The organism is Pantoea endophytica, assembly GCF_002858935.1.
Taxonomy (GTDB): Bacteria; Pseudomonadota; Gammaproteobacteria; order Enterobacterales; family Enterobacteriaceae; genus Pantoea; species Pantoea leporis.
This window is the reverse complement of record NZ_PJRT01000025.1, coordinates 109,400-132,913: the sequence shown is the minus strand read 5'-3', so window position 1 is coordinate 132,913 and position 23,514 is coordinate 109,400. Positions and strand designations below refer to the sequence as shown.

Below are 23,514 nucleotides of genomic sequence, written 5' to 3'. Positions count from 1 at the left end.
TGAAGCGTCAGGGAGAAGCGCCAATGGCCAATCACCCCCGTGCCGGGCAGCCTGCCCAGCAGAGCGATTTAATTAACGTTGCACAATTAACCTCGCAGTATTATGTCCTGAAGCCCGATGTGGCGAATCCGGATCATGCGGTGAAATTTGGCACTTCAGGCCACCGCGGTAGCGCGGGACGCCAAAGCTTCAATGAACAGCACATTTTGGCGATCGCGCAGGCGATTGCTGAAGAGCGTAAAAAGAATGGCATCACCGGTCCGTGCTACGTCGGTAAAGACACGCATGCACTGTCTGAGCCAGCGATTCTGTCGGTGCTGGAAGTGCTGGCCGCTAACGGCGTGGACGTAATTGTTCAGCAGGACAATGGCTACACGCCAACGCCTGCAATCTCGAACGCGATTCTTGAGCACAACAAACGCGGCGGCGCGCAGGCGGACGGCATCGTTATCACGCCTTCGCATAACCCACCGGAAGATGGCGGTATCAAATACAATCCGCCAAACGGTGGCCCGGCTGATACCAACGTTACCAAAGTGGTGGAAGATCGCGCTAACCAGCTGATCAAAGGCGAGCTGAAAGACGTGAAACGTCTGCCGCTGGATCAGGCATGGGCGAGCGGCCACATCGTTGAGCAGGATCTGATCCAGCCATACGTTGAAGGTCTGGCGCAGGTGATTGACTTCGCCGCCATTCAGAACGCCGGCCTGAAAATTGGCGTCGATCCGTTAGGCGGTTCCGGTATTGCTTACTGGCAGCGCATTGCTGAGCACTACAAACTGGATCTGACCATCGTGAACGATGCGATCGATCAGACTTTCCGCTTCATGCATCTGGATAAAGATGGCGTGGTGCGTATGGACTGCTCATCCGAGTGCGCGATGGCCGGTTTGCTGGCGTACAAAGACAAATTCGATCTGGCCTTTGGTAACGATCCTGATTACGACCGTCACGGCATCGTCACGCCTGCGGGTCTGATGAATCCGAACCACTATCTGGCGGTGGCGATCAACTACCTGTTCCAGCATCGCCCGCAGTGGGGCAAAGACGTTGCTGTAGGGAAAACCCTGGTTTCCAGCGCGATGATCGACCGCGTGGTCAACGACATTGGACGTAAGCTGGTGGAAGTGCCGGTTGGTTTCAAATGGTTCGTTGATGGTTTGTTCGATGGCAGCTTCGGTTTCGGCGGTGAAGAGAGCGCGGGCGCATCCTTCCTGCGTTTCGATGGCTCAGCCTGGTCAACCGATAAAGACGGCATCATTCTGTGCCTGCTGGCTGCTGAAATCACGGCGGTAACTGGCAAGAACCCGCAGCAGCACTATGACGAGCTGGCCGAACGCTTTGGTGCGCCAAGCTATAACCGTCTGCAGGCTCCGGCGACCTCTGCACAGAAAGCCGCGTTGTCTAAGCTGTCACCCGAAATGGTGAGCGCAGATACGCTGGCGGGTGATCCGATCACCGCACGCCTGACTGCCGCGCCAGGTAACGGTGCGTCAATCGGCGGTCTGAAAGTAATGACGGAAAACGGCTGGTTCGCCGCGCGTCCATCAGGTACAGAAGACGCGTACAAAATCTACTGCGAAAGCTTCCTGGGTGCTGAACATCGTCAGCAAATCGAGAAAGAAGCGGTTGAGATTGTTAGCGAAGTACTGAAAAACGCCTGATTGGGCAGTGAAGAAAAAAGGCCGCTTCGCGGCCTTTTTTTATGGCATAAATCGATAGCCGATGCCGGTTTCGGTCAGCAAATGGCTGGGCTGCGTGGGATTCGCTTCCAGCTTCTGCCGCAAGTGCCCCATATAGATGCGCAAATAATGGCTGTGCTCCACCGCATTGGGCCCCCAAACCTGATTCAGTAATTGACGCTGGGTCAGCACTTTTCCGGCGTTGTTCACCAGCAAACTCAGCAGACGGAATTCAGTCGGTGTCAGATGCACTTCCTGTTGGTTGCGCAGTACGCGGCGCGCCGCCAAATCGACGCTGACTTCGCCAAATTTCACAATCGGTTCTGGCTGGTTGCTTTGATGGCGACGCAGCGCCACGCGCACGCGCGCCAGCAGTTCACCTATGCCAAACGGCTTAGTGAGATAATCATCCGCACCCGCGTCCAGTGCATCGATCTTATCCTGCTCATCGCTCCGTGCCGACAGCACAATCACCGGCATGCTGCTCCATTGACGTACTTCACGGATAAAGTCATTGCCATCACCATCCGGCAAGCCGAGATCGAGGATCACCAGATCCGGCTTACGCGTCGCCGCTTCAATCAGGCCGCGCTGCAGTTGCTCCGCTTCCACAATCTTCAGGCCTTCGCTCTCCAGCGCAAGGCGCACGAAACGGCGAATCTCTTTTTCATCTTCCACTATCAAGATGGTCGTCACGCTGCCTCCAGCGGCAAAAAAGTTAACGCATCACTTTAGCAATAAAGCGGCCCGGCGTCCGTCACGAAGTTTTTAACTTGAGTGGATCGTTTGATTCACAATCTTGTAACTAACTTTCATCACCACACAAATTGCTGACAAAAAGCACAATATAGTGGTCGGATGAGTAGTAAAATTACACAATAACGGGTAATATCTGAACCAGATCACATTTCAACGCAATGTTTACCACAAGGGGGCCAAAGATGGATCGCGCATATCCACTGTATAAAATCGTACTGCGCCGCGTGCTGGTGGTAGCAATCGGTTTGCTGGCGTTGCCAGTGATGTTATTCCGCTCAGATCGCGCACGTTTGTACAGTTACCTGCATCGTATGTGGTGCAAAACCAGCACGAAACCCGTCTGGCTGGCGCAGTCTGAAGCGGCTGCCGGCATTCACTGGTAAGCGATTTTAGCGCACTATTAACCCGGCGACTTCACGTGAAGCGCCGGGTTTTTTTATCGATAATTTTCACGCCCACCGCGCGTTCCCGCTGTTATCTCCGCGCATTTCAGCTACACTTAAAACCTCTACAAGATTTATGAGGTTGTACAAGTATGAGCGAGAAAATTCCTGTTGGTATCAGCGCTTGCCTGCTCGGGGATAACGTCCGATTTGATGGTGGCCATAAACGTTTTGCTTTCGCCACGGACGAACTCGTGCCATTTGTGCGCTTTGAACCTGTATGTCCCGAAATGGCGATTGGCTTACCGACGCCGCGTCCGGCTTTGCGCCTGGTAAAAGAGAGCGATGAAAACATCCATCTCTGTTTCAGCAAAGATGGCGGCGAAGAGGTGACGGAAAAGATGCAGCGCTGGTCAGCCGAACGCGTGAAGTCGCTACATCACCTGTGCGGCTACATCCTCTGTGCCAAATCCCCTAGCTGTGGGCTGGAACGTGTCCGCGTTTACGAGCCTGAAACCAACAACAATCGCAAAGCGGGCACCGGCATGTTTACCGCATTTTTACAGAAAGAGATGCCGTGGCTGCCGCTGGAGGAGGATGGTCGTCTGCATGATGACGCTATCCGCGAAAACTTTATCGGCCGCGTCTATGCGCTGCATGAATTCAACGAAATGTGGCGCAGCGGATTATCGCGCCACAAGCTGATGGCCTTCCATAGTCGCTACAAATTATTGCTGCTATCTCATGCGCAGGACGAATACCGCGAGATGGGCCGCTTTGTCGCGGCGATGGACCAGTGGGATTCGCTGGAGGATTACGCTTTTGAGTACCGCAGTCGTCTGATGCACCTGATGTCACATCAGGCATCACGACGCAATCACACTAACGTGCTGATGCATGTACAAGGCTACTTCCGTCCGCAGTTGAGTTCGCCGCAGCGTCAGGAGCTGGCGCAACTGATTGATCGTTATCGTCAGGGCGTGCAGCCGCTGTTAGCACCGATCACTATGCTGAAACATTACATGGCGGAATACCCGCATCCGTGGCTGGCACAGCAGCGCTATTTTGATCCTTATCCGGAAGCGCTGCGTTTGCGCTACGGCCAATAATTTCGGGGCTTTATGACCACCCATTTAGTTTGGCTGCGCAACGATCTGCGCATCAATGACAACATGGCGTTGGCCGCTGCCTGCCGCGATAGCCAGGCCAAAGTGATTGCGCTGTTTATCGCCACACCGCAGCAGTGGCAGCAACACCATATGGCGCCAAAGCAGGCGGCGTTCATCCAGCAAAATCTCAGCTTGTTGCAGAAGTCACTGGCTGAACGCGGCATTCCTCTGCATTTCCATCAGTGTGATGACTTTGCCGCTTCGATTGAATATCTGGCGAAATTTTGCCAGCAGCAGCGGGTTGATGCGCTGTTCTACAATTACCAGTATGAAATCAACGAGCGTGAACGCGATGCGCAGGCGGAGAAACGTCTGGATGAGCAGGGCGTAGTATGTCAGGGATTCGATGACAGCTTGCTGTTGCCGCCGGGCAGCGTGCAAACCGGCAGCAACACCATGTTCAAAGTGTTCACGCCGTTCAGCAAAGCCTTTGTTCGTCGTTTACATCAGGGCTTACCGGAGTGCCATCAGGCACCGAAAGCGCGTGATGGTGCGCCCATCAGTATCGAAAAGAAGATTCCCGCTTTTGATTATCCTTGTGAAGCCTTTGATGAAAGCCTTTTCCCGGCGGGAGAAGAGGCGGCGTTAAAACAGCTGCGCCACTTCGCTAAACAGGCGGTGCAGCATTATCCGGATCAGCGTGATTTACCGGCCATTGACGGCACCAGCCGCTTATCGGTTTATCTAACCACTGGCGTGCTGTCGCCGCGCCAATGTCTTCATCGCGTGCTCAAAGAGCATCCCGATGCGCTCAACGAGGGCAAGGCCTTTACCTGGCTGAACGAACTGATCTGGCGCGAATTCTATCGTCATCTGATGGTGGCGTTTCCGGCGCTATGTAAGCATCAGCCGTTTGTTGACTGGACGCGCAACGTGGATTGGCAGCGAAACGACGCACATCTCACAGCCTGGCAACAGGGCAAAACCGGTTATCCGATTGTTGATGCGGCGATGCGCCAGCTCAACACGCTCGGCTGGATGCATAATCGCTTGCGCATGATTACCGCCAGTTTCCTGGTGAAGGATCTGCTGATCGACTGGCGTGAAGGTGAGCGTTATTTCATGCAGCAGCTGATCGATGGCGATCTGGCCGCCAACAATGGCGGCTGGCAGTGGGCCGCGTCAACTGGCACCGATGCCGCGCCCTATTTTCGTATCTTCAATCCCACCACGCAGGGCGAGCGCTTTGATAAACAGGGCGAATTTATCCGTCAGTGGCTGCCGGAACTCAGCGACGTGCCCGACAGCGATATCCATCAGCCGCAAGTGTGGGCGCAGAAAAATAACAAGAAACTCGATTATCCCGCGCCAATCGTGGAACATAAGGACGCACGTAAAAAGACACTAGACGCCTTTGAGCGCGCTCGCAGCGCGGCCTGAGGCGGTCAGGGAGCCGTAATGAATAATGTCGAGTTAGAACAGATCGTTAACCAGCAGCTGAATAACTGCGCCTTCAGCGACTACGCGCCGAACGGTTTGCAGGTGGAAGGGCGCGCCGAGGTGAAAACCATCATCACTGGCGTAACCGCTTGTCAGGCGCTGCTGGATGAGGCGGTGAAGCGCAACGCCGATGCGGTGCTGGTACATCACGGTTACTTCTGGAAAAGCGAAGCGCCGGTGATTAAAGGCATGAAGCGCCAGCGTCTGCGCACGCTGCTGGCCAATGATATCAATTTGTATGGCTGGCATCTGCCGCTGGATGCGCATCCCGAGTTGGGTAATAACGCGCAGCTGGCGCGTCTGTTTGATATTGCAGTGAAAGGCGAGATTCAGCCACTGGTACCGTGGGGCGAGCTGGCACAACCACTGAGTGGCGCGGCGCTGGCGGAAAAAATTGCCCAACGTTTAGGTCGCACACCGCTGCACTGTGGTGATAACGCGCCGGCATTGATCAAGCGCGTTGCCTGGTGCAGCGGCGGCGGTCAGGGCTTTATCGATAGCGCGGCAGCCTTTGGCGTCGATGCCTTTATTACCGGCGAAGTCTCCGAGCAAACCATCCACAGCGCGCGCGAACAAGGTTTGCACTTCTTTGCCGCAGGACACCACGCGACCGAACGCGGCGGCATCAAGGCGCTGGGCGAATGGTTAGCTGCCCATCATGGCCTTGATGTGACCTTTATCGACATCGACAATCCGGCCTGATTTCTCTCCTCTCACGCCCTTAACCTGCGTTAAGGGCGCAAATCTGTTGACACATCTCTGTCACTTTCGCATAACTTATGGCCTTTACGCATAAACGAGAAGTTCGGTCGCTATGAATGGCGATCCTGCAACTTTCGTTCTGCGACATGTAAGACTTTTACCAGGAGGTTGTTTTTGCAACGAGCACGTTGTTATCTGCTAGGTGAGCGCGCGGTGGTGCTGGAACTAGAGCCACCGGTTTCGTTGACCAGCCAGCAGCGCATCTGGGGATTGTGTCAGCGACTGCAGCAAAACGAGCAGGTTGAGGAAGTGATTCCTGGCATGAACAACCTGACGTTGCTGCTGCGCGATCCGCAACGCAATGCATTGGACGCGATTGAGCGTTTGCAGCGTTGGTGGGAAGAGAGCGAAGCGCAGCTGCCGGAATCGCGCCGCGTCGAGATTCCAGTTGTGTACGGCGGCGCAGGTGGGCCGGATCTGCAGGAGGTGGCGGAGCGCGCCAACATGACGGCCAGGCAAGCGGTAGAACTGCACAGCAGCATCGATTACGTGGTCTATTTCATCGGCTTCCAGCCTGGTTTCCCTTATCTCGGTGGCCTGGATGAGCGTTTACACACGCCACGCCGCGCTGAACCGCGCGTACTGGTGCCGAGCGGCTCGGTGGGCATCGGCGGCAGCCAAACCGGCATCTATCCCTTAGCCGCGCCCGGCGGCTGGCAACTGATTGGCCATACGCCGCTCAGCCTGTTCGACCCGCTTCAGCATCCACCGACACTGTTACGTCCCGGTGATAGCGTGCGCTTTGTGCCGCAGCAGGAGGGCGTATGTTGAAAATTCTCCGCGCGGGCATGATGACCTCGCTGCAAGACCACGGCCGCACCGGCTTCCGCCAATATGGCATCAGCGTGGGCGGCGCGCTCGATCAACCGGCAATGCGCACCGCCAATATGCTGGTGGGTAACCCCGAGCAGAGCGCGGTGCTGGAAATCGTGCTGGGACAATTTAAAACGCAGTTTACGCGCGATGGCTGGTTTGCATTGACGGGCGCAGGCTGCAATGCCGATCTGGACGGCAAACCGGTCTGGACCGGCTGGCGTCTGCCGGTGAAAAAAGGGCAGGTGCTGACGCTGGCAACGCCAACGCGCGGCATGCGCAGTTATCTGGCGGTCAACGGTGGTTTTGCCGTGCCGGACATGCTCGGTTCGGTCAGTACCGATCTCAAGGCAGCGTTTGGCGGCTGGCAGGGACGTAAACTGCAGGATGGCGATGAGCTGCCGTTGGGTAAACCGACGCGCGACTTCAAAGACAAAGCCGGCGTGCGTCAACTGCTGTGGGGCAACCGCATCCGCGCCTTAGCGGGCCCGGAATATAACGAGTTCTCGCGTGAGGCGCAGCAGGGTTTCTGGCGCAGCCCGTGGAAGCTCAGTCCGCAAAGTAATCGCATGGGTTATCGCCTGCAGGGACGGCAACTGCATCGCGATGCGACGCGCGATCTGCTGTCGCACGGTTTAGTGCCCGGCGTGGTACAGGTGCCGCCCAATGGCCAGCCAATTGTGTTGATGGCGGATGCACAAACCACCGGCGGCTATCCGCGCATTGCCTGCATCATCGAAGCCGATCTTTATCATCTGGCGCAAATTCGTCTCGGCGAACCGATTCACTTTATCCACTGCACGCTGGAAGACGCGATTCACGCCAAACAGCATCAACAACGTTCCTTCGACCAAATAGCCTGGGGATTGGCCCATGAAGATTGATCTTAACGCCGATCTCGGCGAAGGCAGCGCCAGCGATCGGGAGCTGCTGACGCTGGTGAGTTCAGCCAATATCGCCTGCGGCTTCCACGCTGGTGATGCGCAAACCATGCTGCAATCGGTGCGCTGGGCGAAAGCGTCTGGCGTGGCGATTGGCGCGCATCCGAGTTTCCCCGATCGGGAAAACTTTGGCCGTACCGCTATGCAGCTGCCGCCGGAAACGGTGTATGCGCAGATGATCTACCAGATTGGTGCGCTGAAAAGCATTGCCGAGAGCGAAGGCGAACGGCTGGTACACGTCAAGCCGCACGGCATGCTGTACAACCAGGCGGCGGGCGATCCGCAACTGGCGGATGCCATCGCGCGCGCGGTAAAAGCCGTGGATAGCGGATTGATTCTGGTCGGATTGGCGGGCAGCGCGTCGATTGCGGCGGCGGCGCATCATGGTCTGCGCACCCGCGAAGAGGTGTTTGCCGATCGCGGCTATCTGGCGAGCGGGGCGTTAGTGCCACGCAGCCAACCGCAAGCGATGATTGAAGATGCCGAACAGGCGCTGGCGCAAACGCTGGCGATGGTGCAGCAGCGTCAGGTGCAGAGCATCAGCGGAGAATGGGTCAAGGTTAACGCCGAAACCGTCTGTTTACACGGTGATGGCGCACATGCGCTGCAGTTCGCCCGCACGCTGCGCGCGGCATTTGCGACCAGTCAGATTGCGGTCACCAGCGCATAACGTTTTTACTCATTGCCCGGCATCACGCCGGGCTTTGTCTTTTCACATAAGGGAACAACATGGATAACGTGGTAAACCTCTGGCCGCTGCTGGGCATTGCCGCCATCATTCTGGGTTTTGTGCTGCGCTTTAACCCGGTGCTGGTGGTGATTGTGGCGGGCTTCGTCACCGGGCTGGCAGCGCATCTGCCGCTGGCAGACATTCTGGAAAAGCTCGGCTCTGGCTTCCTCAATACGCGTAATCTGCCGCTGATTCTGCTGCTGCCGCTGGCTGTTATCGGTTTGCTGGAGCGTCATGGCCTGAAAGAGCGGGCGCAAAGCTGGATTGCGCAGATCAAAACCGCCACCGCCGGCCGCTTGCTGATCGTCTACCTGTTTGTGCGTGAAGCCACCGCCGCGCTGGGCTTAACCAGCCTGGGCGGGCATCCGCAGATGGTGCGTCCGCTGCTGGCGCCGATGGCCGAAGGTGCCACAGAAAACCGCTACGGTGACGTCCCGCCAGACGTGCGCCATCGTCTGCGCGCCATGTCTGCGGCGACCGATAACGTCGGTCTGTTCTTTGGCGAGGATATCTTCGTTGCCTTTGGCGCGATTATCTTCATGCATAACTTTATGCAGGAATCTGCCGGTATCAGCACCGAACCGCTGCATATCGCGCTGTGGGGCATTCCTACCGCGCTCTGTGCTTTCCTCATTCATTCAGCTCGTCTGGTGCGTCTCGATCGCCAGCTGTCGCGTGAATTGGGCGCGTTAAACCAGCAGGCGCTGAACGCCAAAGGAGCGAAGTAATGTTCCAGCAACAATATTTAATGTGGCTGGCAGGGGTGATCCTGCTGGTGGTTGCCGTGCTTTCATGGCGTGACAGCGCTAACCCGCGCCGTTTTACCACCGGTCTGTTCTGGGCACTGTATGGCCTGATTTTTCTGATTGGCGACGGTGCTTATCAGCTGATGGGACAATGGGCGGGCGATGCGGAACTGGGCCGCCGCGGGTTGCATATCGGCGTGGGTGTGGCCGTGGTGTTGATGGCACTGATTGCCGGTTTCGGCGGCGTGCGTCTGGGGCGTTATCATCAGCGCAGCGATGAGCAGAAACAGGAAAGTGCTAAACGTCTGCACAACAAACTGTTCCTGCCAGCGCTGGCGATTCCACTGGTGACGGTGATTGGCGTGCTGGCGTTTAACCATATTCCCGGTTTGCAGGACACGGTGTTTGGTCCCGGCAATCACGCCACGCTGGTGACGCTGTTCTCCATGATGATTGGCTGCCTGCTGGGCTGGCTGATTGCGTTGAAAATCACCCATGAAAAGCCGCTGCAGTCGATGCAGGAAACCCGTCGCCTGCTGGATGCGGTCGGTTGGGCGTTTATTCTGCCGCAGATTCTGGCCACGCTTGGCCTGCTGTTCACCAGCGCCGGTGTCGGGACGGCAATTTCGCATCTCACCGAACAATATCTGGCGGTAGATAATCGCCTGATTGCCGTCGCGGTGTATGCGGGTGGCATGGCATTGCTGACCATGGTGATGGGCAATGCGTTTGCTGCCTTCCCGATTGTCACCGCCGGCATTGGTATTCCGATTCTGGTGCTGCAGCACGGCGGCAATCCGGCGGTAATGGCGGCGATTGGGATGTTCTCCGGCTATTGCGGCACGTTGATGACGCCAATGGCGGCCAACTTCAACATCGTGCCGGCGCGCCTGCTGGAGCTGCCGGACCGCAACGCGGTGATCAAGGCTCAGGTGCCAACCGGTGTGCTACTGTTGGTAGTGAATATTTTCCTGCTCTACTTCCTGATGTTCTTGTGAGGTTGCAATGAAAACGGTGTTAATGACGGCGTTTGAGCCTTTTGGTGGCGAAAACATCAACCCTTCGTGGGAAGCGGTGCGCACCTTCGACGGCAAAGAGATCGCCGGTGCACGCATTGTGGTACGCCAGCTGCCGGTGGTATTTGCCACTTGCGGTGAAGTGCTGACGCGCGCGCTGGAGGAGATTCAACCCGACCGCGTGTTGTGCGTCGGGCAAGCCGGCGGCCGCGCCGATATTACCGTTGAACGCGTTGCGATTAACGTGGATGACGCGCGCATACCGGATAACAACCAGCAGCAACCGATCGATCAGCCCATCGAGGCGGATGGCCCGGCGGCTTATTTCTCCACGCTGCCGATCAAAGCGATGGTTGCCGCGCTGCGTGAAGTGGGTGTGCCGGCCTCGGTATCGCAAACCGCCGGCACCTTCACCTGTAACCACGTGATGTACAGCCTGCTGCACTGGATCCACACCACCAACAGCAAGGCGCGTGGCGGTTTTGTTCATATCCCGTATATGCCGGAACAAGCGGTGCACCATCCTGGCGTGGCCAGCATGGCGACTGCAAGCGTGATTCAGGCGCTGGAAACCTCGCTGCAGGTGATCCTGAGTACCGAAAATGATATCCGCGTCGTCGGTGGCGCTACGCATTAAAAGGAGTCGTTATGCCTGAGGGACCGGAGATCCGCCGCGCGGCGGATCAGCTGGCAGAGGCAATGGTCGGCAAACCCCTCACCGATGTGTGGTTTGCCTTTCCACAGCTGAAAACCTACGAACCGGCGCTGATGGATGCCACCATCAACGCCTTCGAAACGCGCGGTAAAGCGCTGCTCACCCACTTCTCCAACGGTTTGACGCTCTACAGCCACAATCAGCTGTACGGCGTGTGGCGCGTGGTGCCAACCGGTACGCAACCGAATACCACGCGCCAGCTGCGCGTACGACTCGCGACGGCGGATAAAACCATTTTGCTGTATAGCGCCTCGGATATTGAGCTGCTCAACGCCGATACTTTAGCTGCGCATCCTTTTTTGCAGCGCGTGGGCCCGGATGTGCTGGATGCCAGCTTAACAGTGGAAGAGGTGCGCGAGCGTTTGCTGTCGCCGCGTTTTCGTCGTCGCCAGTTCAGCGGCTTGCTGCTTGATCAGGCCTTTTTAGCTGGCCTCGGCAATTATCTGCGCGTGGAGATTTTGTGGCATGCCGGATTGCTGGCGTCGCATCGGGCGCAGGACCTCAGCGAACAGCAGCTGACGGCGTTAAGTGAGGCGATGCTGGCGGTGCCGCGTTTGTCATACGAGATGCGTGGCAGCATGAAGAAGTATCATGAAGAAGCAGCGTTTCGCTTCGAGGTGTTTCATCGGCAGGGGAAAAAGTGCCGGCGGTGCGGCGCGGTGATTGAGAAGGGCGTGCTGTCATCGCGGCCGTTTTACTGGTGCCCGGGATGCCAGTTGTAGCGCTATAAAAAAGGCGGCCAGATGGCCGCCTTTCTCTTATTTATCCAGCGCCGAGGTGAATGGACGCTCGGTGTAACCGGTATACAGCTGACGCGGACGGGCGATTTTCATGCCTTCGTCGTGCATCTCTTTCCAGTGTGCAATCCAGCCCACGGTGCGCGCCATGGCGAAGATAACGGTAAACATGGAAGACGGAATGCCCATTGCTTTCAGGATGATGCCTGAATAGAAATCGACGTTTGGATAGAGTTTACGCTCGATGAAGTACGGGTCGTTCAGCGCGATGTGTTCCAGCTCCATCGCCACTTCCAGCAGATCATCTTTCATGCCCAGTTCGTTCAGCACTTCGTGACAGGTATCGCGCATCACGGTGGCACGTGGATCGTAGTTTTTGTACACGCGGTGGCCGAAGCCCATCAGACGGAACGAATCGTTCTTATCTTTCGCACGTTTAACAAACTCAGGGATGTGATCAACGGTGCTGATCTCTTCCAGCATGCGCAGAGTCGCTTCGTTGGCACCGCCGTGTGCTGGTCCCCACAGAGAAGCGATACCGGCGGCGATACAGGCAAACGGGTTCGCGCCTGAAGAGCCTGCGGTACGGACGGTAGAGGTAGAAGCGTTCTGCTCATGGTCGGCGTGCAGAATCAGAATACGGTCCATCGCGCGTTCCAGCACTGGATTCACTTTGTACTCTTCGCACGGCGTGGCGAACATCATGTGCAGGAAGTTACCGGCATAAGAGAGGTCGTTGCGCGGATAGACAAACGGCTGGCCAATCGAGTACTTGTAGCACATCGCTGCCATGGTCGGCATTTTCGACAGCAGGCGGAACGCAGCGATTTCACGGTGACGCTCAATGTTGACGTCTAAAGAGTCGTGATAAAACGCTGCCAGCGCACCGGTCACACCACACATTACTGCCATTGGATGCGAATCGCGGCGGAAGCCGTGGAACAGTCGGGTGATTTGCTCGTGAATCATGGTGTGGCGGGTAACGGTGGTGCGGAACTCTTCAAACTGGGCTTGGGTCGGGGCTTCGCCATTCAGCAAGATGTAACACACTTCAAGATAGTTAGAGTGGGTTGCCAGCTGATCAATCGGGAAACCGCGGTGTAACAGAATACCTTCGTCACCATCAATAAAGGTGATTTTAGATTCGCAGGACGCCGTAGAGGTGAAGCCGGGATCGAAGGTGAACAGGCCTTGTGAGCCAAGGGCGCGGACATCAACTACATCTTGTCCCAGCGTGCCTTGCATCACGTCCAGTTCAACAGAAGTATTATCTTGTAGGGTTAGCGTCACTTTTTTATCTGTCATTATTTCGTCTCCATAGCGCCTTTAAGGTAAGGATCTTAGACACCAGAATAGCCATGTTGTTACGTAAAACCACAATCTTCACAGCATCACTCTGCGGTAACGTTGGTCGTGCAGGGTTACAGAGTGAATGCTGAGCTGGGCCATTCGGTGGCATCGGGGCATGACATGCTGCACATCGAGGATGTTAAAGTTCCTGTCACGACATAACTTCTTGGTAACCAATAACCTGATGCTTTATATAACTTGTATTGGCAATGTTACATAACTTCAGCTTAGGGGAAAGTGTATCCCCATAACTTTTGTGCATCATAGGGCTTTAATGCGATTGTTTGTAACTGAAATGTTGATTCTTTGTCAAATCAGATAATTAAAAATGTATAAATTGTGAAAATCGTGAAGGTGATCACTGTTCAGCCTAAATGTGACCAAAGAGATTGTAGGGGAATTGTAATCAGAATGTGATCCTCCTATACTGCGGCCAGGTCTCCGGAACACCCTGACACCAGGAGCCACCCAGCGTTTTACCCGCTTTATTTAACACTGGATGTTGCTATTTTGGTGGCGGTTGCAGTCTGAACACACGCTGTGTCTCTGACGCAACTCAGGACCGGAGGAAGCAAAATAAAAAAGAGCTGTGTGGGCAAAACCGTGAAAAAACAAAGACCTGTTAACTTGGATCTCTCGACGATCCGGTTTCCCGTTACTGCAATATCGTCCATTCTCCACCGCGTCTCCGGCGTGATCACCTTTGTCGCTCTCGGAATTCTGCTCTGGTTACTGGGTCTCTCTCTCTCCTCTCCAGAAGGTTTCCAGCAAGCGGCATCCATCATGGATAGCTTCTTCGCCAAATTCATCATGTGGGGCATTTTAACTGCGCTGGCGTATCACGCTGTGAGCGGTATTCGCCATATGTTGGCTGATTTTGGTGTAACAGCAGAAACCCTGCAGGTGGGAACCCGTTCCGCGCAAGCGGCTTTTGTTATCACTGTCGTGCTCTCAATTTTGGCTGGAGTCCTCGTATGGTAAGCAATGCTTCTGCATTAGGACGCAACGGTATCCATGACTGGCTGTTACTGCGTGCTGCTGCAATCTTAATTACGCTCTATATTCTCTACATCCTCGGTTTTGTCGTGATGACAGGCACGCTGACGTATGACGTCTGGCATGGCTTCTTCTCGTCCGCCTTCACGAAAGTGTTCACCATGTTGACGCTGTTCTCGATTCTGATCCACGGCTGGATTGGAATGTGGCAGGTGCTGACTGACTACGTGAAACCTGTTGCAACCCGTTTGTTGCTGCAGTTTGTGATTGTGGTTGCGCTGTTGTCATATGCGATTTATGGAACCGTTGTTGTGTGGGGTGTGTAAATGAGTTTGCCAGTCAGAGAATTTGATGCCGTGGTGATCGGCGCGGGTGGCGCAGGAATGCGCGCCGCTCTGCAAATCTCCCAATCGGGCCAGACTTGTGCCCTGTTATCCAAAGTATTCCCAACCCGTTCCCATACCGTATCGGCGCAGGGCGGTATTACCGTTGCGCTGGGTAACACTCATGACGATAACTGGGAATGGCACATGTACGACACCGTCAAAGGTTCTGACTTTATCGGCGACCAGGACGCGATCGAATATATGTGTCATGTCGGTCCGGAAGCGATCCTGGAACTGGAACATATGGGATTGCCGTTCTCCCGTCTGGATGATGGCCGGGTGTATCAGCGTCCGTTTGGTGGTCAGTCGAAGAATTTCGGCGGTGAGCAGGCGGCGCGTACCGCAGCTGCGGCCGACCGTACCGGCCACGCCTTGCTGCATACGCTGTATCAGCAGAACCTGAAAAACAAAACCACCATCTTCTCCGAATGGTATGCGCTGGATCTGGTGAAAAACGAAGACGGCGCGATTGTCGGCTGTACGGCTATCTGCATGGAAACCGGCGAAACCGTCTATTTCAAAGCCAAGGCAACTATTCTGGCGACCGGCGGCGCGGGCCGTATTTACCAGTCCACCACTAATGCTCACATCAACACCGGTGATGGCGTTGGCATGGCGCTGCGCGCCGGCGTGCCGGTGCAGGATATGGAAATGTGGCAGTTCCACCCAACCGGTATTGCCGGTGCGGGCGTGCTGGTTACTGAAGGTTGCCGTGGTGAAGGTGGTTACCTGCTGAATAAGCACGGTGAACGCTTCATGGAACGTTATGCGCCGAACGCCAAAGATCTGGCGGGTCGTGATGTGGTTGCGCGTTCGATGATGGTGGAAATCCGTGAAGGTCGCGGTTGCGATGGCCCCTGGGGTCCGCACATTAAACTGAAACTCGACCATCTCGGTGCCGAAGTGCTGGAGTCGCGTCTGCCGGGCATCCTTGAGCTGTCGCGTACCTTTGCCCACGTCGACCCAATTAAAGAACCGATTCCGGTGATCCCGACCTGCCACTACATGATGGGCGGCGTGCCGACCAAAGTGACCGGCCAGGCGCTGCGTGTGAATGAGCAGGGCCAGGATGAGGTGATTCCGGGTCTGTTCGCCGTCGGCGAAATCGCCTGCGTATCGGTTCATGGCGCTAACCGCCTCGGCGGCAACTCGCTGCTCGATTTGGTGGTGTTCGGTCGCGCAGCCGGTGTGCATCTGCTGGAGTGTATTGAAGAGCAGGGCGAACTGCGTGAAGCCACGCCGGAAAATATCGATGCAGCGATGGCGCGCTTCAACCGCTGGGAAAATAACACCACCGGTGAAGATCCTGTCGAAATCCGTAAAGCGCTGCAGCGCTGCATGCAGAACAATTTCTCGGTGTTCCGCGATGGCGATGCGATGCGTGAAGGTCTGGAAGAGCTGAAAGTGATCCGTGAGCGTCTGAAATCAGCGCGTCTTGATGACCGTTCGCCAGACTTCAACACCCAGCGTATCGAGTGCCTTGAGCTGGATAACCTGATGGAAACCGCTTACGCCACCGCTGTTGCCGCCAACTTCCGTACCGAAAGCCGTGGCGCACATAGCCGCTTCGACTTCCCGGACCGCGATGATGAAAACTGGCTGTGCCACAGTCTCTATGTTCCGCAGACGGAAAGCATGACGCGCCGTGAGGTGAACATGCAACCGAAACTGCGTGCGGCCTTCCCGCCGAAAGCGCGTACCTACTAATTGCGGAGATCATCATGAGACTCGAATTTTCAATCTATCGTTACAACCCGGAAGTCGATGCCAAGCCGCGCATGCAGGAGTACACCCTGGAGTCGGAAGATGGTCGCGACATGATGCTGTTGGATGCGCTTATCCGTCTGAAAGAGAAAGACCCTACGCTGGCTTTCCGTCGCTCTTGCCGTGAAGGCGTGTGCGGTTCAGATGGTCTGAACATGAACGGTAAAAATGGTCTGGCGTGTATCACGCCGATCTCTGCGCTGGGCAACGGTTCGAAGAAAATTGTTATCCGTCCACTGCCAGGTTTGCCGGTGATCCGCGACCTCGTGGTAGACATGGGACAATTCTATGCACAGTATGAGAAGATTAAGCCTTTCCTGTTGAATAATGGGGAAAATCCACCGGCGCGCGAGCATTTACAGAGCCCAGCCGAGCGTGAGCATCTGGACGGTTTGTATGAGTGTATTCTCTGCGCCTGTTGCTCAACGTCGTGCCCGTCGTTCTGGTGGAATCCGGACAAGTTTGTCGGTCCGGCTGGCCTGCTGGCCGCTTACCGTTTCCTGATCGACAGCCGCGACACGGAAACCAATGCGCGTCTCGACAATCTCAACGATGCTTTCAGTGTTTTCCGCTGTCACAGCATCATGAACTGTGTGAGCGTGTGCCCGAAAGGCCTAAACCCAACGCGCGCCATCGGCCATATTAAGTCGATGCTGCTGCAACGCGGGGCGTAACAGAAAAAGTCACTCTCCGGGAACCTGGGTTCCCGGATGTTTATGGAAGCCTCTATAAGCGCGGTGCTGACCACGCTTATAAAGGTTCCCTTACGAGCCAGGCGCCGGTAGCGCACAGGTTCGTATCGCTGAACTCACTACGGCAAGCCGCGTAAGCGGTAAAAAATGAAACCTCATAAAAAGCAGATTAATGCTTAAGGGATCACAATGCAGAACAGCGCGATGAAACCCTGGCTGGACTCCTCCTGGCTGGCCGGCGCGAACCAATCTTACATAGAGCAGCTCTATGAGGATTTCCTGACCGATCCTGACTCAGTTGATGACATGTGGCGCGAGCTGTTCCAACAGCTGCCGGGCACTGGCGTGAAACCTGAGCAATTTCACTCCACCACGCGTGACTACTTCCGCCGCCTGGCTAAAGACGCTACGCGTTACACATCAACCGTGACCGATCCGGCAACCAACTCCAAACAGGTAAAAGTGCTGCAGCTGATTAATGCGTTCCGCTTCCGCGGCCATCAGCATGCAAACCTCGATCCGCTTGGCCTGTGGAAACAGGACACGGTAGCCGACCTCGATCCGGCTTATCACGATCTGACCGACGCCGATTTTCAGGAAAGCTTTAACGTAGGCTCTTTTGCTATCGGCAAAGAGACCATGAAGCTGGCCGATCTGTTTGCGGCGCTGCAGCAGACTTACTGTGGCTCGATTGGTGCTGAGTACATGCACATCAACAACACCGACGAGAAGCGCTGGATTCAGCAGCGTCTGGAATCGGTGGTGGGCCACGCGTCTTTCAGCAGTGACGAGAAAAAAGGTTTCCTGAAAGAGCTGACCGCGGCAGAAGGCCTGGAAAAATATCTGGGTGCAAAATTCCCGGGTGCGAAGCGCTTCTCGCTGGAAGGCGGCGATGCACTGGTGCCCATGCTGCGCGAGATGATTCGTCACGCGGGCAAGAGCGGTACGCGCGAAGTGGTGCTGGGTATGGCGCACCGCGGTCGTCTCAACGTACTGATCAACGTATTAGGTAAGAAGCCGCAGGATCTGTTCGACGAATTCTCCGGCAAGCACAAAGAACACCTCGGCACCGGCGACGTGAAGTACCACATGGGCTTCTCGTCTGACGTGGAAACCGAAGGCGGCTTAGTGCACCTGGCGCTGGCGTTCAACCCGTCGCATCTGGAAATCGTGAGCCCGGTAGTGATGGGTTCGGTGCGTGCGCGTCTGGATCGTCTGGCTGAGCCAAGCAGCAACAAAGTTCTGCCAATCACCATTCACGGTGATGCCGCTGTTATTGGTCAGGGCGTGGTGCAGGAAACCCTGAACATGTCGCAGGCGCGTGGCTACGAAGTGGGCGGTACCGTTCGCATCGTGATCAACAACCAGGTTGGTTTCACCACCTCCAACCCGAAAGATGCGCGCTCTACGCCGTACTGTACGGATATCGGCAAGATGGTGCTGGCACCGATTTTCCACGTTAACGCGGACGATCCGGAAGCCGTAGCCTTTGTGACGCGCCTGGCGCTGGATTATCGCAACACCTTTAAACGTGATGTCTTCATCGACCTGGTGTGCTATCGCCGTCACGGCCACAACGAAGCTGACGAGCCAAGTGCAACGCAGCCGTTGATGTACCAGAAAATCAAAAAGCATCCGACGCCGCGTAAACTCTATGCCGATCAGCTGGAAAGCGAAGGTGTAGCGACCAGCGAAGATGCCACCGAGATGGTCAATCTCTATCGCGACGCGTTGGATGAAGGCGAATGCGTGGTGCCAGAGTGGCGTCCGATGAGCCTGCACTCATTCACCTGGTCGCCGTATCTGAACCACGAGTGGGACGAAAGCTACCCGTCAACCGTGGAACTGAAACGCCTGCAGGAACTGGCGCGTCGCATCAGCAGCGTACCGGAATCGGTAGAAGTGCAGTCTCGCGTTGCCAAGATCTACAACGATCGCAAAGATATGGCCGAAGGCAACAAAGCGTTCGACTGGGGCGGTGCAGAAAACCTCGCCTACGCCACGCTGGTTGACGAGGGGATTCCGGTGCGTCTTTCCGGTGAAGATACCGGTCGCGGGACCTTCTTCCACCGTCATGCGGTAATCCACAACCAGACCAACGGCTCAACCTATACGCCGCTGCACCATGTCCATAACGGCCAGGGTCAGTTCAAAGTGTGGGATTCCGTACTGTCTGAAGAAGCGGTACTGGCTTTCGAATACGGTTATGCCACCGCAGAACCGCGCGTGCTGACCATCTGGGAAGCGCAGTTCGGCGACTTCGCCAATGGCGCGCAGGTCGTGATCGACCAGTTCATCAGCTCCGGCGAACAGAAATGGGGCCGTATGTGTGGCCTGGTCATGTTGCTACCGCACGGTTATGAAGGTCAGGGTCCTGAGCACTCCTCAGCGCGTCTGGAGCGTTATCTGCAACTCTGTGCTGAACAGAACATGCAGGTGTGCGTGCCTTCTACGCCAGCGCAGGTTTACCACATGCTGCGTCGTCAGGCGCTGCGCGGTATGCGCCGTCCGCTGATCGTCATGTCACCGAAATCACTGCTGCGCCATCCGCTGGCGATTTCCAGCCTGGAAGAGTTGGCCACAGGCAGCTTCCAGCCAGCGATTGGTGAGATCGACGATCTCGATCCACAACAGGTAAAACGCGTGGTGCTGTGTTCGGGCAAGGTTTATTACGATCTGCTGGAGCAGCGTCGTAAAAACGAGCAAACCGACGTGGCCATCGTGCGTATCGAACAACTCTATCCGTTCCCGCACAAAGTCGTGCAGGACGTATTGAAAAACTATGCTCATGTGCAGGATTTCGTGTGGTGTCAGGAAGAGCCGCTGAATCAGGGCGCATGGTATTGCAGTCAGCATCATTTCCGCGAAGTGGTTCCATTTGGTGCGTCACTGCGTTATGCAGGCCGTCCGGCTTCTGCTTCACCGGCCGTGGGCTACATGTCCGTACATCAAAAACAGCAGCAAGACCTGGTTAATGACGCGCTGAACCTTGGTTAATAAAAAGGAAAGAAAATGAGTAGCGTAGAAATTCTCGTTCCCGATTTGCCTGAATCCGTAGCGGACGCAACGGTTGCAACCTGGCACAAAAAACCTGGCGACTCTGTGAGCCGCGATGAAGTACTGGTAGAGATTGAAACTGACAAAGTGGTTCTGGAAGTGCCTGCTTCAGCGGATGGCATCCTGGAAGCCGTGCTGGAAGAGGAAGGCGCTACCGTCACTTCTCGTCAGATTCTGGGCCGTCTGAAAGAGGGCAACAGCGGCGGGAAAGAGACTGCGGCCAAAGCGGAAAGTAACGAATCTACACCGGCACAGCGCCAGACCGCTTCGCTGGAAGAAGAGAGCAACGATGCGCTCAGCCCAGCGGTACGCCGGCTGATTGCTGAAAACAACCTCGATGCCAGCCAGATCAAAGGCACCGGCGTTGGTGGCCGTCTGACGCGTGAAGATGTGGAAAAACATCTGGCGAAGAAAGCTGACGGTGGCAAAGCTGCACCGGCTGCAGCGCCAGCCGCTGCTGCACCGCAGGCCGCTGTGGCTAACCGCAGCGAAAAACGCGTACCGATGACGCGTCTGCGTAAGCGTGTTGCCGAGCGTCTGCTGGAAGCGAAAAACAGCACCGCGATGTTGACCACGTTCAACGAAATCAACATGAAGCCAATCATGGATCTGCGCAAGCAGTACGGCGATGCGTTCGAGAAACGTCACGGCGTGCGTCTGGGCTTCATGTCCTTCTACATCAAAGCGGTAGTGGAAGCGCTGAAACGCTTCCCGGAAGTGAACGCGTCTATTGATGGCGAAGATGTGGTTTACCACAACTATTTCGATGTGAGCATTGCGGTTTCTACCCCGCGTGGTCTGGTTACGCCGGTGCTGAAAGATGTTGATGCACTGAGCATGGCCGACATTGAGAAGAAAATTAAAGAGCTGGCGGTGAAAGGCCGTGACGGCAAGTTGACGGTTGAAGAGCTGACCGGCGGTAACTTCACCATCACCAACGGTGGTGTGTTTGGTTCGCTGATGTCTACGCCAATCATCAACCCGCCGCAGAGCGCGATTCTCGGCATGCACGCCATCAAAGATCGCCCAATGGCGGTTAATGGTCAGGTTGTGATTCTGCCAATGATGTATCTGGCGCTCTCTTACGATCACCGTTTGATTGATGGTCGTGAATCCGTTGGCTATCTGGTCGCGGTGAAAGAGATGCTGGAAGATCCAGCTCGCCTGCTGCTGGACGTCTAATTTCGCCGGGCGCGCGGTGTGAAGGCGCGCCCAAACTCATACCTGAATGGATAGAACATCATGAATTTACATGAATACCAGGCGAAGCAGCTGTTTGCACGCTATGGCATGCCAGCACCGACAGGCTACGCCTGCACCACGCCACGTGAAGCTGAAGAAGCCGCGTCTAAAATTGGCGCAGGTCCGTGGGTAGTGAAATGTCAGGTTCATGCCGGTGGCCGCGGTAAAGCGGGCGGCGTGAAAGTGGTGAACAGCAAAGAAGACATTCGTGCTTTTGCTGAACACTGGCTGGGCAAACGTCTGGTGACCTATCAAACTGATGCGCACGGTCAGCCGGTAAACCAGATTCTGGTTGAAGCCGCGACGGATATCGATCAGGAGCTGTATCTGGGTGCGGTTGTTGACCGTGCTACCCGTCGTGTCATCTTCATGGCTTCGACAGAAGGCGGTGTTGAGATTGAGAAAGTGGCAGAAGAAACGCCACACTTGATCCACAAGATGGCGCTCGATCCATTAGCGGGTCCACAGCCGTATCAGGGCCGCGAGTTGGCGTTCAAACTCGGCCTGACCGGCAAGCAAGTTAGCCAGTTCACCAAAATCTTCATGGGCCTGGCGACCATGTTCCTTGAGCGCGATCTGGCGATGGTTGAGATTAACCCGCTGGTGATCACCAAGCAGGGCGATCTGATCTGCCTCGATGGCAAACTGGGCGCGGACGGTAACGCACTGTTCCGTCAGCCGGAACTGCGTGAAATGCGCGATCCGAGCCAGGAAGATCCACGTGAAGCCCACGCAACGCAGTGGGAACTGAACTACGTTGCGCTGGATGGCAACATCGGCTGTATGGTGAACGGCGCCGGTCTGGCGATGGGCACCATGGACATCGTGAAACACCACGGTGGTGAGCCAGCAAACTTCCTGGACGTTGGCGGCGGCGCAACCAAAGAGCGCGTCACCGAAGCCTTCAAAATCATTCTGTCTGACGATGCAGTGAAAGCCGTGTTCGTTAACATCTTCGGCGGTATTGTGCGTTGCGACCTGATCGCAGACGGCATCATCGGTGCCGTGGCAGAAGTGGGTGTCAACGTGCCGGTTGTGGTACGTCTGGAAGGTAACAACGCTGAGCTGGGCGCTAAGAAATTGGCGGACAGCGGTCTGAACATCATTGCAGCAACCAGCCTGACAGACGCTGCACAGCGTGTTGTAGCTGCAGCGGAGGGTAAATAATGTCCATTTTGATCGACAAAAACACCAAAGTCATTTGCCAGGGTTTCACCGGTGGTCAAGGGACGTTCCACTCTGAGCAGGCGCTGGCTTACGGTACGCAGCTGGTTGGCGGTGTAACGCCAGGCAAAGGCGGCACCACGCATCTCGGCCTGCCGGTGTTCAACACCGTACGTGAAGCAGTAGAAGCCACCGGCGCAACCGCCACCGTGATCTACGTTCCAGCGCCGTTCTGCAAAGACGGTATCCTGGAAGCGATCGATGCGGGCATTAAACTGATCATCACTATCACCGAAGGTATCCCAACGCTGGATATGCTGACCGTGAAAGTGAAGCTGGATGAAGCTGGCGTGCGCATGATCGGCCCGAACTGCCCAGGCGTGATCACGCCAGGCGAATGTAAGATCGGTATCATGCCAGGCCACATTCACCAGCCAGGCCGCGTCGGTATCGTATCGCGTTCAGGTACGCTGACTTATGAAGCCGTTAAGCAGACCACTGACATCGGCTACGGCCAGTCAACCTGCGTAGGTATCGGTGGTGACCCGATCCCTGGCTCTAACTTCATCGATATCCTGAAATTGTTCCAGGAAGATCCACAGACCGAAGCGATCGTGATGATCGGTGAGATCGGTGGTAGCGCGGAAGAAGAAGCAGCAGCTTACATCAAAGCACACGTGACCAAGCCGGTTGTAGGCTACATCGCCGGTGTGACTGCACCCAAAGGCAAACGTATGGGCCACGCAGGCGCCATCATTGCCGGTGGTAAAGGTACCGCTGATGAGAAATTTGCTGCGCTGGAAGCGGCCGGTGTGAAAACCGTACGCAGTCTGGCAGACATTGGTGACGCGGTTAAAGCGGTTTTACCAATCAAATAAGCCAATACAGACTGACAATGAAAAGCCACCTTCGGGTGGCTTTTTTTTTGTAATAACCCGCCTGAAAGAGAGGGAAAAAAGCGCAACGGCTT

General features: G+C 55.8%; 22 protein-coding genes. 20 read left to right on the top strand and 2 right to left on the bottom strand.

Going from position 1 to position 23,514, the window contains the following annotated elements; translation table 11 throughout:
* Positions 1-23: 23 nt before the first annotated feature.
* Positions 24-1,664 carry a phosphoglucomutase (alpha-D-glucose-1,6-bisphosphate-dependent) gene (gene pgm / locus PZBJ_RS15605; protein ID WP_101763230.1) on the top strand — a complete coding sequence of 547 codons (1,641 nt, stop codon included), beginning with the start codon at positions 24-26 and terminating at the stop codon, positions 1,662-1,664.
* A 39-nt stretch (positions 1,665-1,703) separates the two neighbouring features.
* Here the strand turns inward: pgm and kdpE are convergent, their stop codons facing one another.
* Positions 1,704-2,378, bottom strand: a complete 675-nt coding sequence (kdpE, locus tag PZBJ_RS15600; protein ID WP_101763229.1) for a two-component system response regulator KdpE — start codon at positions 2,376-2,378, stop codon at positions 1,704-1,706.
* Between the two features lie 245 nt (positions 2,379-2,623).
* Here kdpE and PZBJ_RS15595 point away from each other — a divergent pair, with 245 nt between their 5' ends.
* From PZBJ_RS15595 to nei, 11 genes are all read left to right on the top strand, one after another.
* Complete coding sequence (locus PZBJ_RS15595) at positions 2,624-2,824, top strand: YbfA family protein (protein ID WP_008107019.1); 201 nt, start codon at positions 2,624-2,626, stop codon at positions 2,822-2,824.
* 152 nt (positions 2,825-2,976) lie between these two features.
* Complete coding sequence (locus PZBJ_RS15590) at positions 2,977-3,933, top strand: YbgA family protein (protein ID WP_101763228.1); 957 nt, start codon at positions 2,977-2,979, stop codon at positions 3,931-3,933.
* A gap of 12 nt (positions 3,934-3,945) precedes the next feature.
* Positions 3,946-5,373, top strand: a complete 1,428-nt coding sequence (gene phrB, locus PZBJ_RS15585; protein ID WP_101763227.1) for a deoxyribodipyrimidine photo-lyase — start codon at positions 3,946-3,948, stop codon at positions 5,371-5,373.
* An 18-nt stretch (positions 5,374-5,391) separates the two neighbouring features.
* Positions 5,392-6,135 carry a type 2 GTP cyclohydrolase I gene (locus PZBJ_RS15580; RefSeq protein ID WP_101763226.1) on the top strand — a complete coding sequence of 248 codons (744 nt, stop codon included), beginning with the start codon at positions 5,392-5,394 and terminating at the stop codon, positions 6,133-6,135.
* A gap of 174 nt (positions 6,136-6,309) precedes the next feature.
* Positions 6,310-6,966: a 5-oxoprolinase subunit PxpB gene (pxpB, locus tag PZBJ_RS15575; RefSeq protein WP_101763225.1), complete on the top strand. Its 657-nt coding sequence runs from the start codon at positions 6,310-6,312 to the stop codon at positions 6,964-6,966.
* Entirely contained in the window at positions 6,960-7,892 is a 933-nt protein-coding gene (gene pxpC / locus PZBJ_RS15570) for a 5-oxoprolinase subunit PxpC (protein WP_101763224.1), read from the top strand. Before pxpB ends, pxpC begins: the two co-directional genes overlap by 7 nt.
* Complete coding sequence (gene pxpA, locus PZBJ_RS15565; RefSeq protein ID WP_101763223.1) at positions 7,882-8,619, top strand: 5-oxoprolinase subunit PxpA; 738 nt, start codon at positions 7,882-7,884, stop codon at positions 8,617-8,619. Before pxpC ends, pxpA begins: the two co-directional genes overlap by 11 nt.
* A gap of 59 nt (positions 8,620-8,678) precedes the next feature.
* On the top strand, positions 8,679-9,407 hold the full coding sequence (locus tag PZBJ_RS15560) for a DUF969 domain-containing protein (protein ID WP_101763222.1): 729 nt from the start codon (positions 8,679-8,681) through the stop codon (positions 9,405-9,407).
* The gene (locus PZBJ_RS15555; RefSeq protein WP_101763221.1) at positions 9,407-10,423 is read left to right on the top strand and encodes a DUF979 domain-containing protein; all 1,017 of its coding nucleotides are present in this window, start codon (positions 9,407-9,409) and stop codon (positions 10,421-10,423) included. The genes PZBJ_RS15560 and PZBJ_RS15555 overlap by 1 nt, the downstream gene beginning before the upstream one ends.
* Before the next feature lie 7 nt (positions 10,424-10,430).
* Positions 10,431-11,078 (top strand): pyroglutamyl-peptidase I, encoded by a 648-nt coding sequence (gene pcp, locus PZBJ_RS15550; protein WP_101763220.1) that lies wholly within the window; start codon positions 10,431-10,433, stop codon positions 11,076-11,078.
* Positions 11,079-11,089: 11 nt separating this feature from the next.
* Positions 11,090-11,878, top strand: coding sequence for an endonuclease VIII (nei, locus tag PZBJ_RS15545; RefSeq protein WP_101763219.1), 789 nt, complete (start codon positions 11,090-11,092; stop codon positions 11,876-11,878).
* A 36-nt stretch (positions 11,879-11,914) separates the two neighbouring features.
* Here nei and PZBJ_RS15540 read toward each other — a convergent pair whose 3' ends face one another.
* Positions 11,915-13,198, bottom strand: a complete 1,284-nt coding sequence (locus tag PZBJ_RS15540; protein WP_008107361.1) for a citrate synthase — start codon at positions 13,196-13,198, stop codon at positions 11,915-11,917.
* A 636-nt stretch (positions 13,199-13,834) separates the two neighbouring features.
* On the opposite strand from PZBJ_RS15540, the gene sdhC reads away from it, so the two are divergent.
* From sdhC to sucD, 8 genes are all read left to right on the top strand, one after another.
* Complete coding sequence (gene sdhC / locus PZBJ_RS15535; RefSeq protein WP_101763218.1) at positions 13,835-14,224, top strand: succinate dehydrogenase cytochrome b556 subunit; 390 nt, start codon at positions 13,835-13,837, stop codon at positions 14,222-14,224.
* Positions 14,218-14,565 (top strand): succinate dehydrogenase membrane anchor subunit, encoded by a 348-nt coding sequence (gene sdhD, locus PZBJ_RS15530; protein ID WP_049850912.1) that lies wholly within the window; start codon positions 14,218-14,220, stop codon positions 14,563-14,565. The genes sdhC and sdhD overlap by 7 nt, the downstream gene beginning before the upstream one ends.
* Entirely contained in the window at positions 14,566-16,332 is a 1,767-nt protein-coding gene (gene sdhA / locus PZBJ_RS15525) for a succinate dehydrogenase flavoprotein subunit (protein ID WP_101763217.1), read from the top strand.
* A 14-nt stretch (positions 16,333-16,346) separates the two neighbouring features.
* Positions 16,347-17,063, top strand: coding sequence for a succinate dehydrogenase iron-sulfur subunit (locus PZBJ_RS15520; RefSeq protein ID WP_007890649.1), 717 nt, complete (start codon positions 16,347-16,349; stop codon positions 17,061-17,063).
* 207 nt (positions 17,064-17,270) lie between these two features.
* Complete coding sequence (gene sucA / locus PZBJ_RS15515; protein ID WP_101763216.1) at positions 17,271-20,078, top strand: 2-oxoglutarate dehydrogenase E1 component; 2,808 nt, start codon at positions 17,271-17,273, stop codon at positions 20,076-20,078.
* Between the two features lie 15 nt (positions 20,079-20,093).
* Complete coding sequence (odhB, locus tag PZBJ_RS15510; protein ID WP_101763215.1) at positions 20,094-21,320, top strand: 2-oxoglutarate dehydrogenase complex dihydrolipoyllysine-residue succinyltransferase; 1,227 nt, start codon at positions 20,094-20,096, stop codon at positions 21,318-21,320.
* 60 nt (positions 21,321-21,380) lie between these two features.
* Positions 21,381-22,547, top strand: a complete 1,167-nt coding sequence (gene sucC / locus PZBJ_RS15505; protein ID WP_007890646.1) for an ADP-forming succinate--CoA ligase subunit beta — start codon at positions 21,381-21,383, stop codon at positions 22,545-22,547.
* Positions 22,547-23,422 (top strand): succinate--CoA ligase subunit alpha, encoded by an 876-nt coding sequence (sucD, locus tag PZBJ_RS15500; protein ID WP_101763214.1) that lies wholly within the window; start codon positions 22,547-22,549, stop codon positions 23,420-23,422. Before sucC ends, sucD begins: the two co-directional genes overlap by 1 nt.
* Positions 23,423-23,514 lie beyond the last annotated feature (92 nt).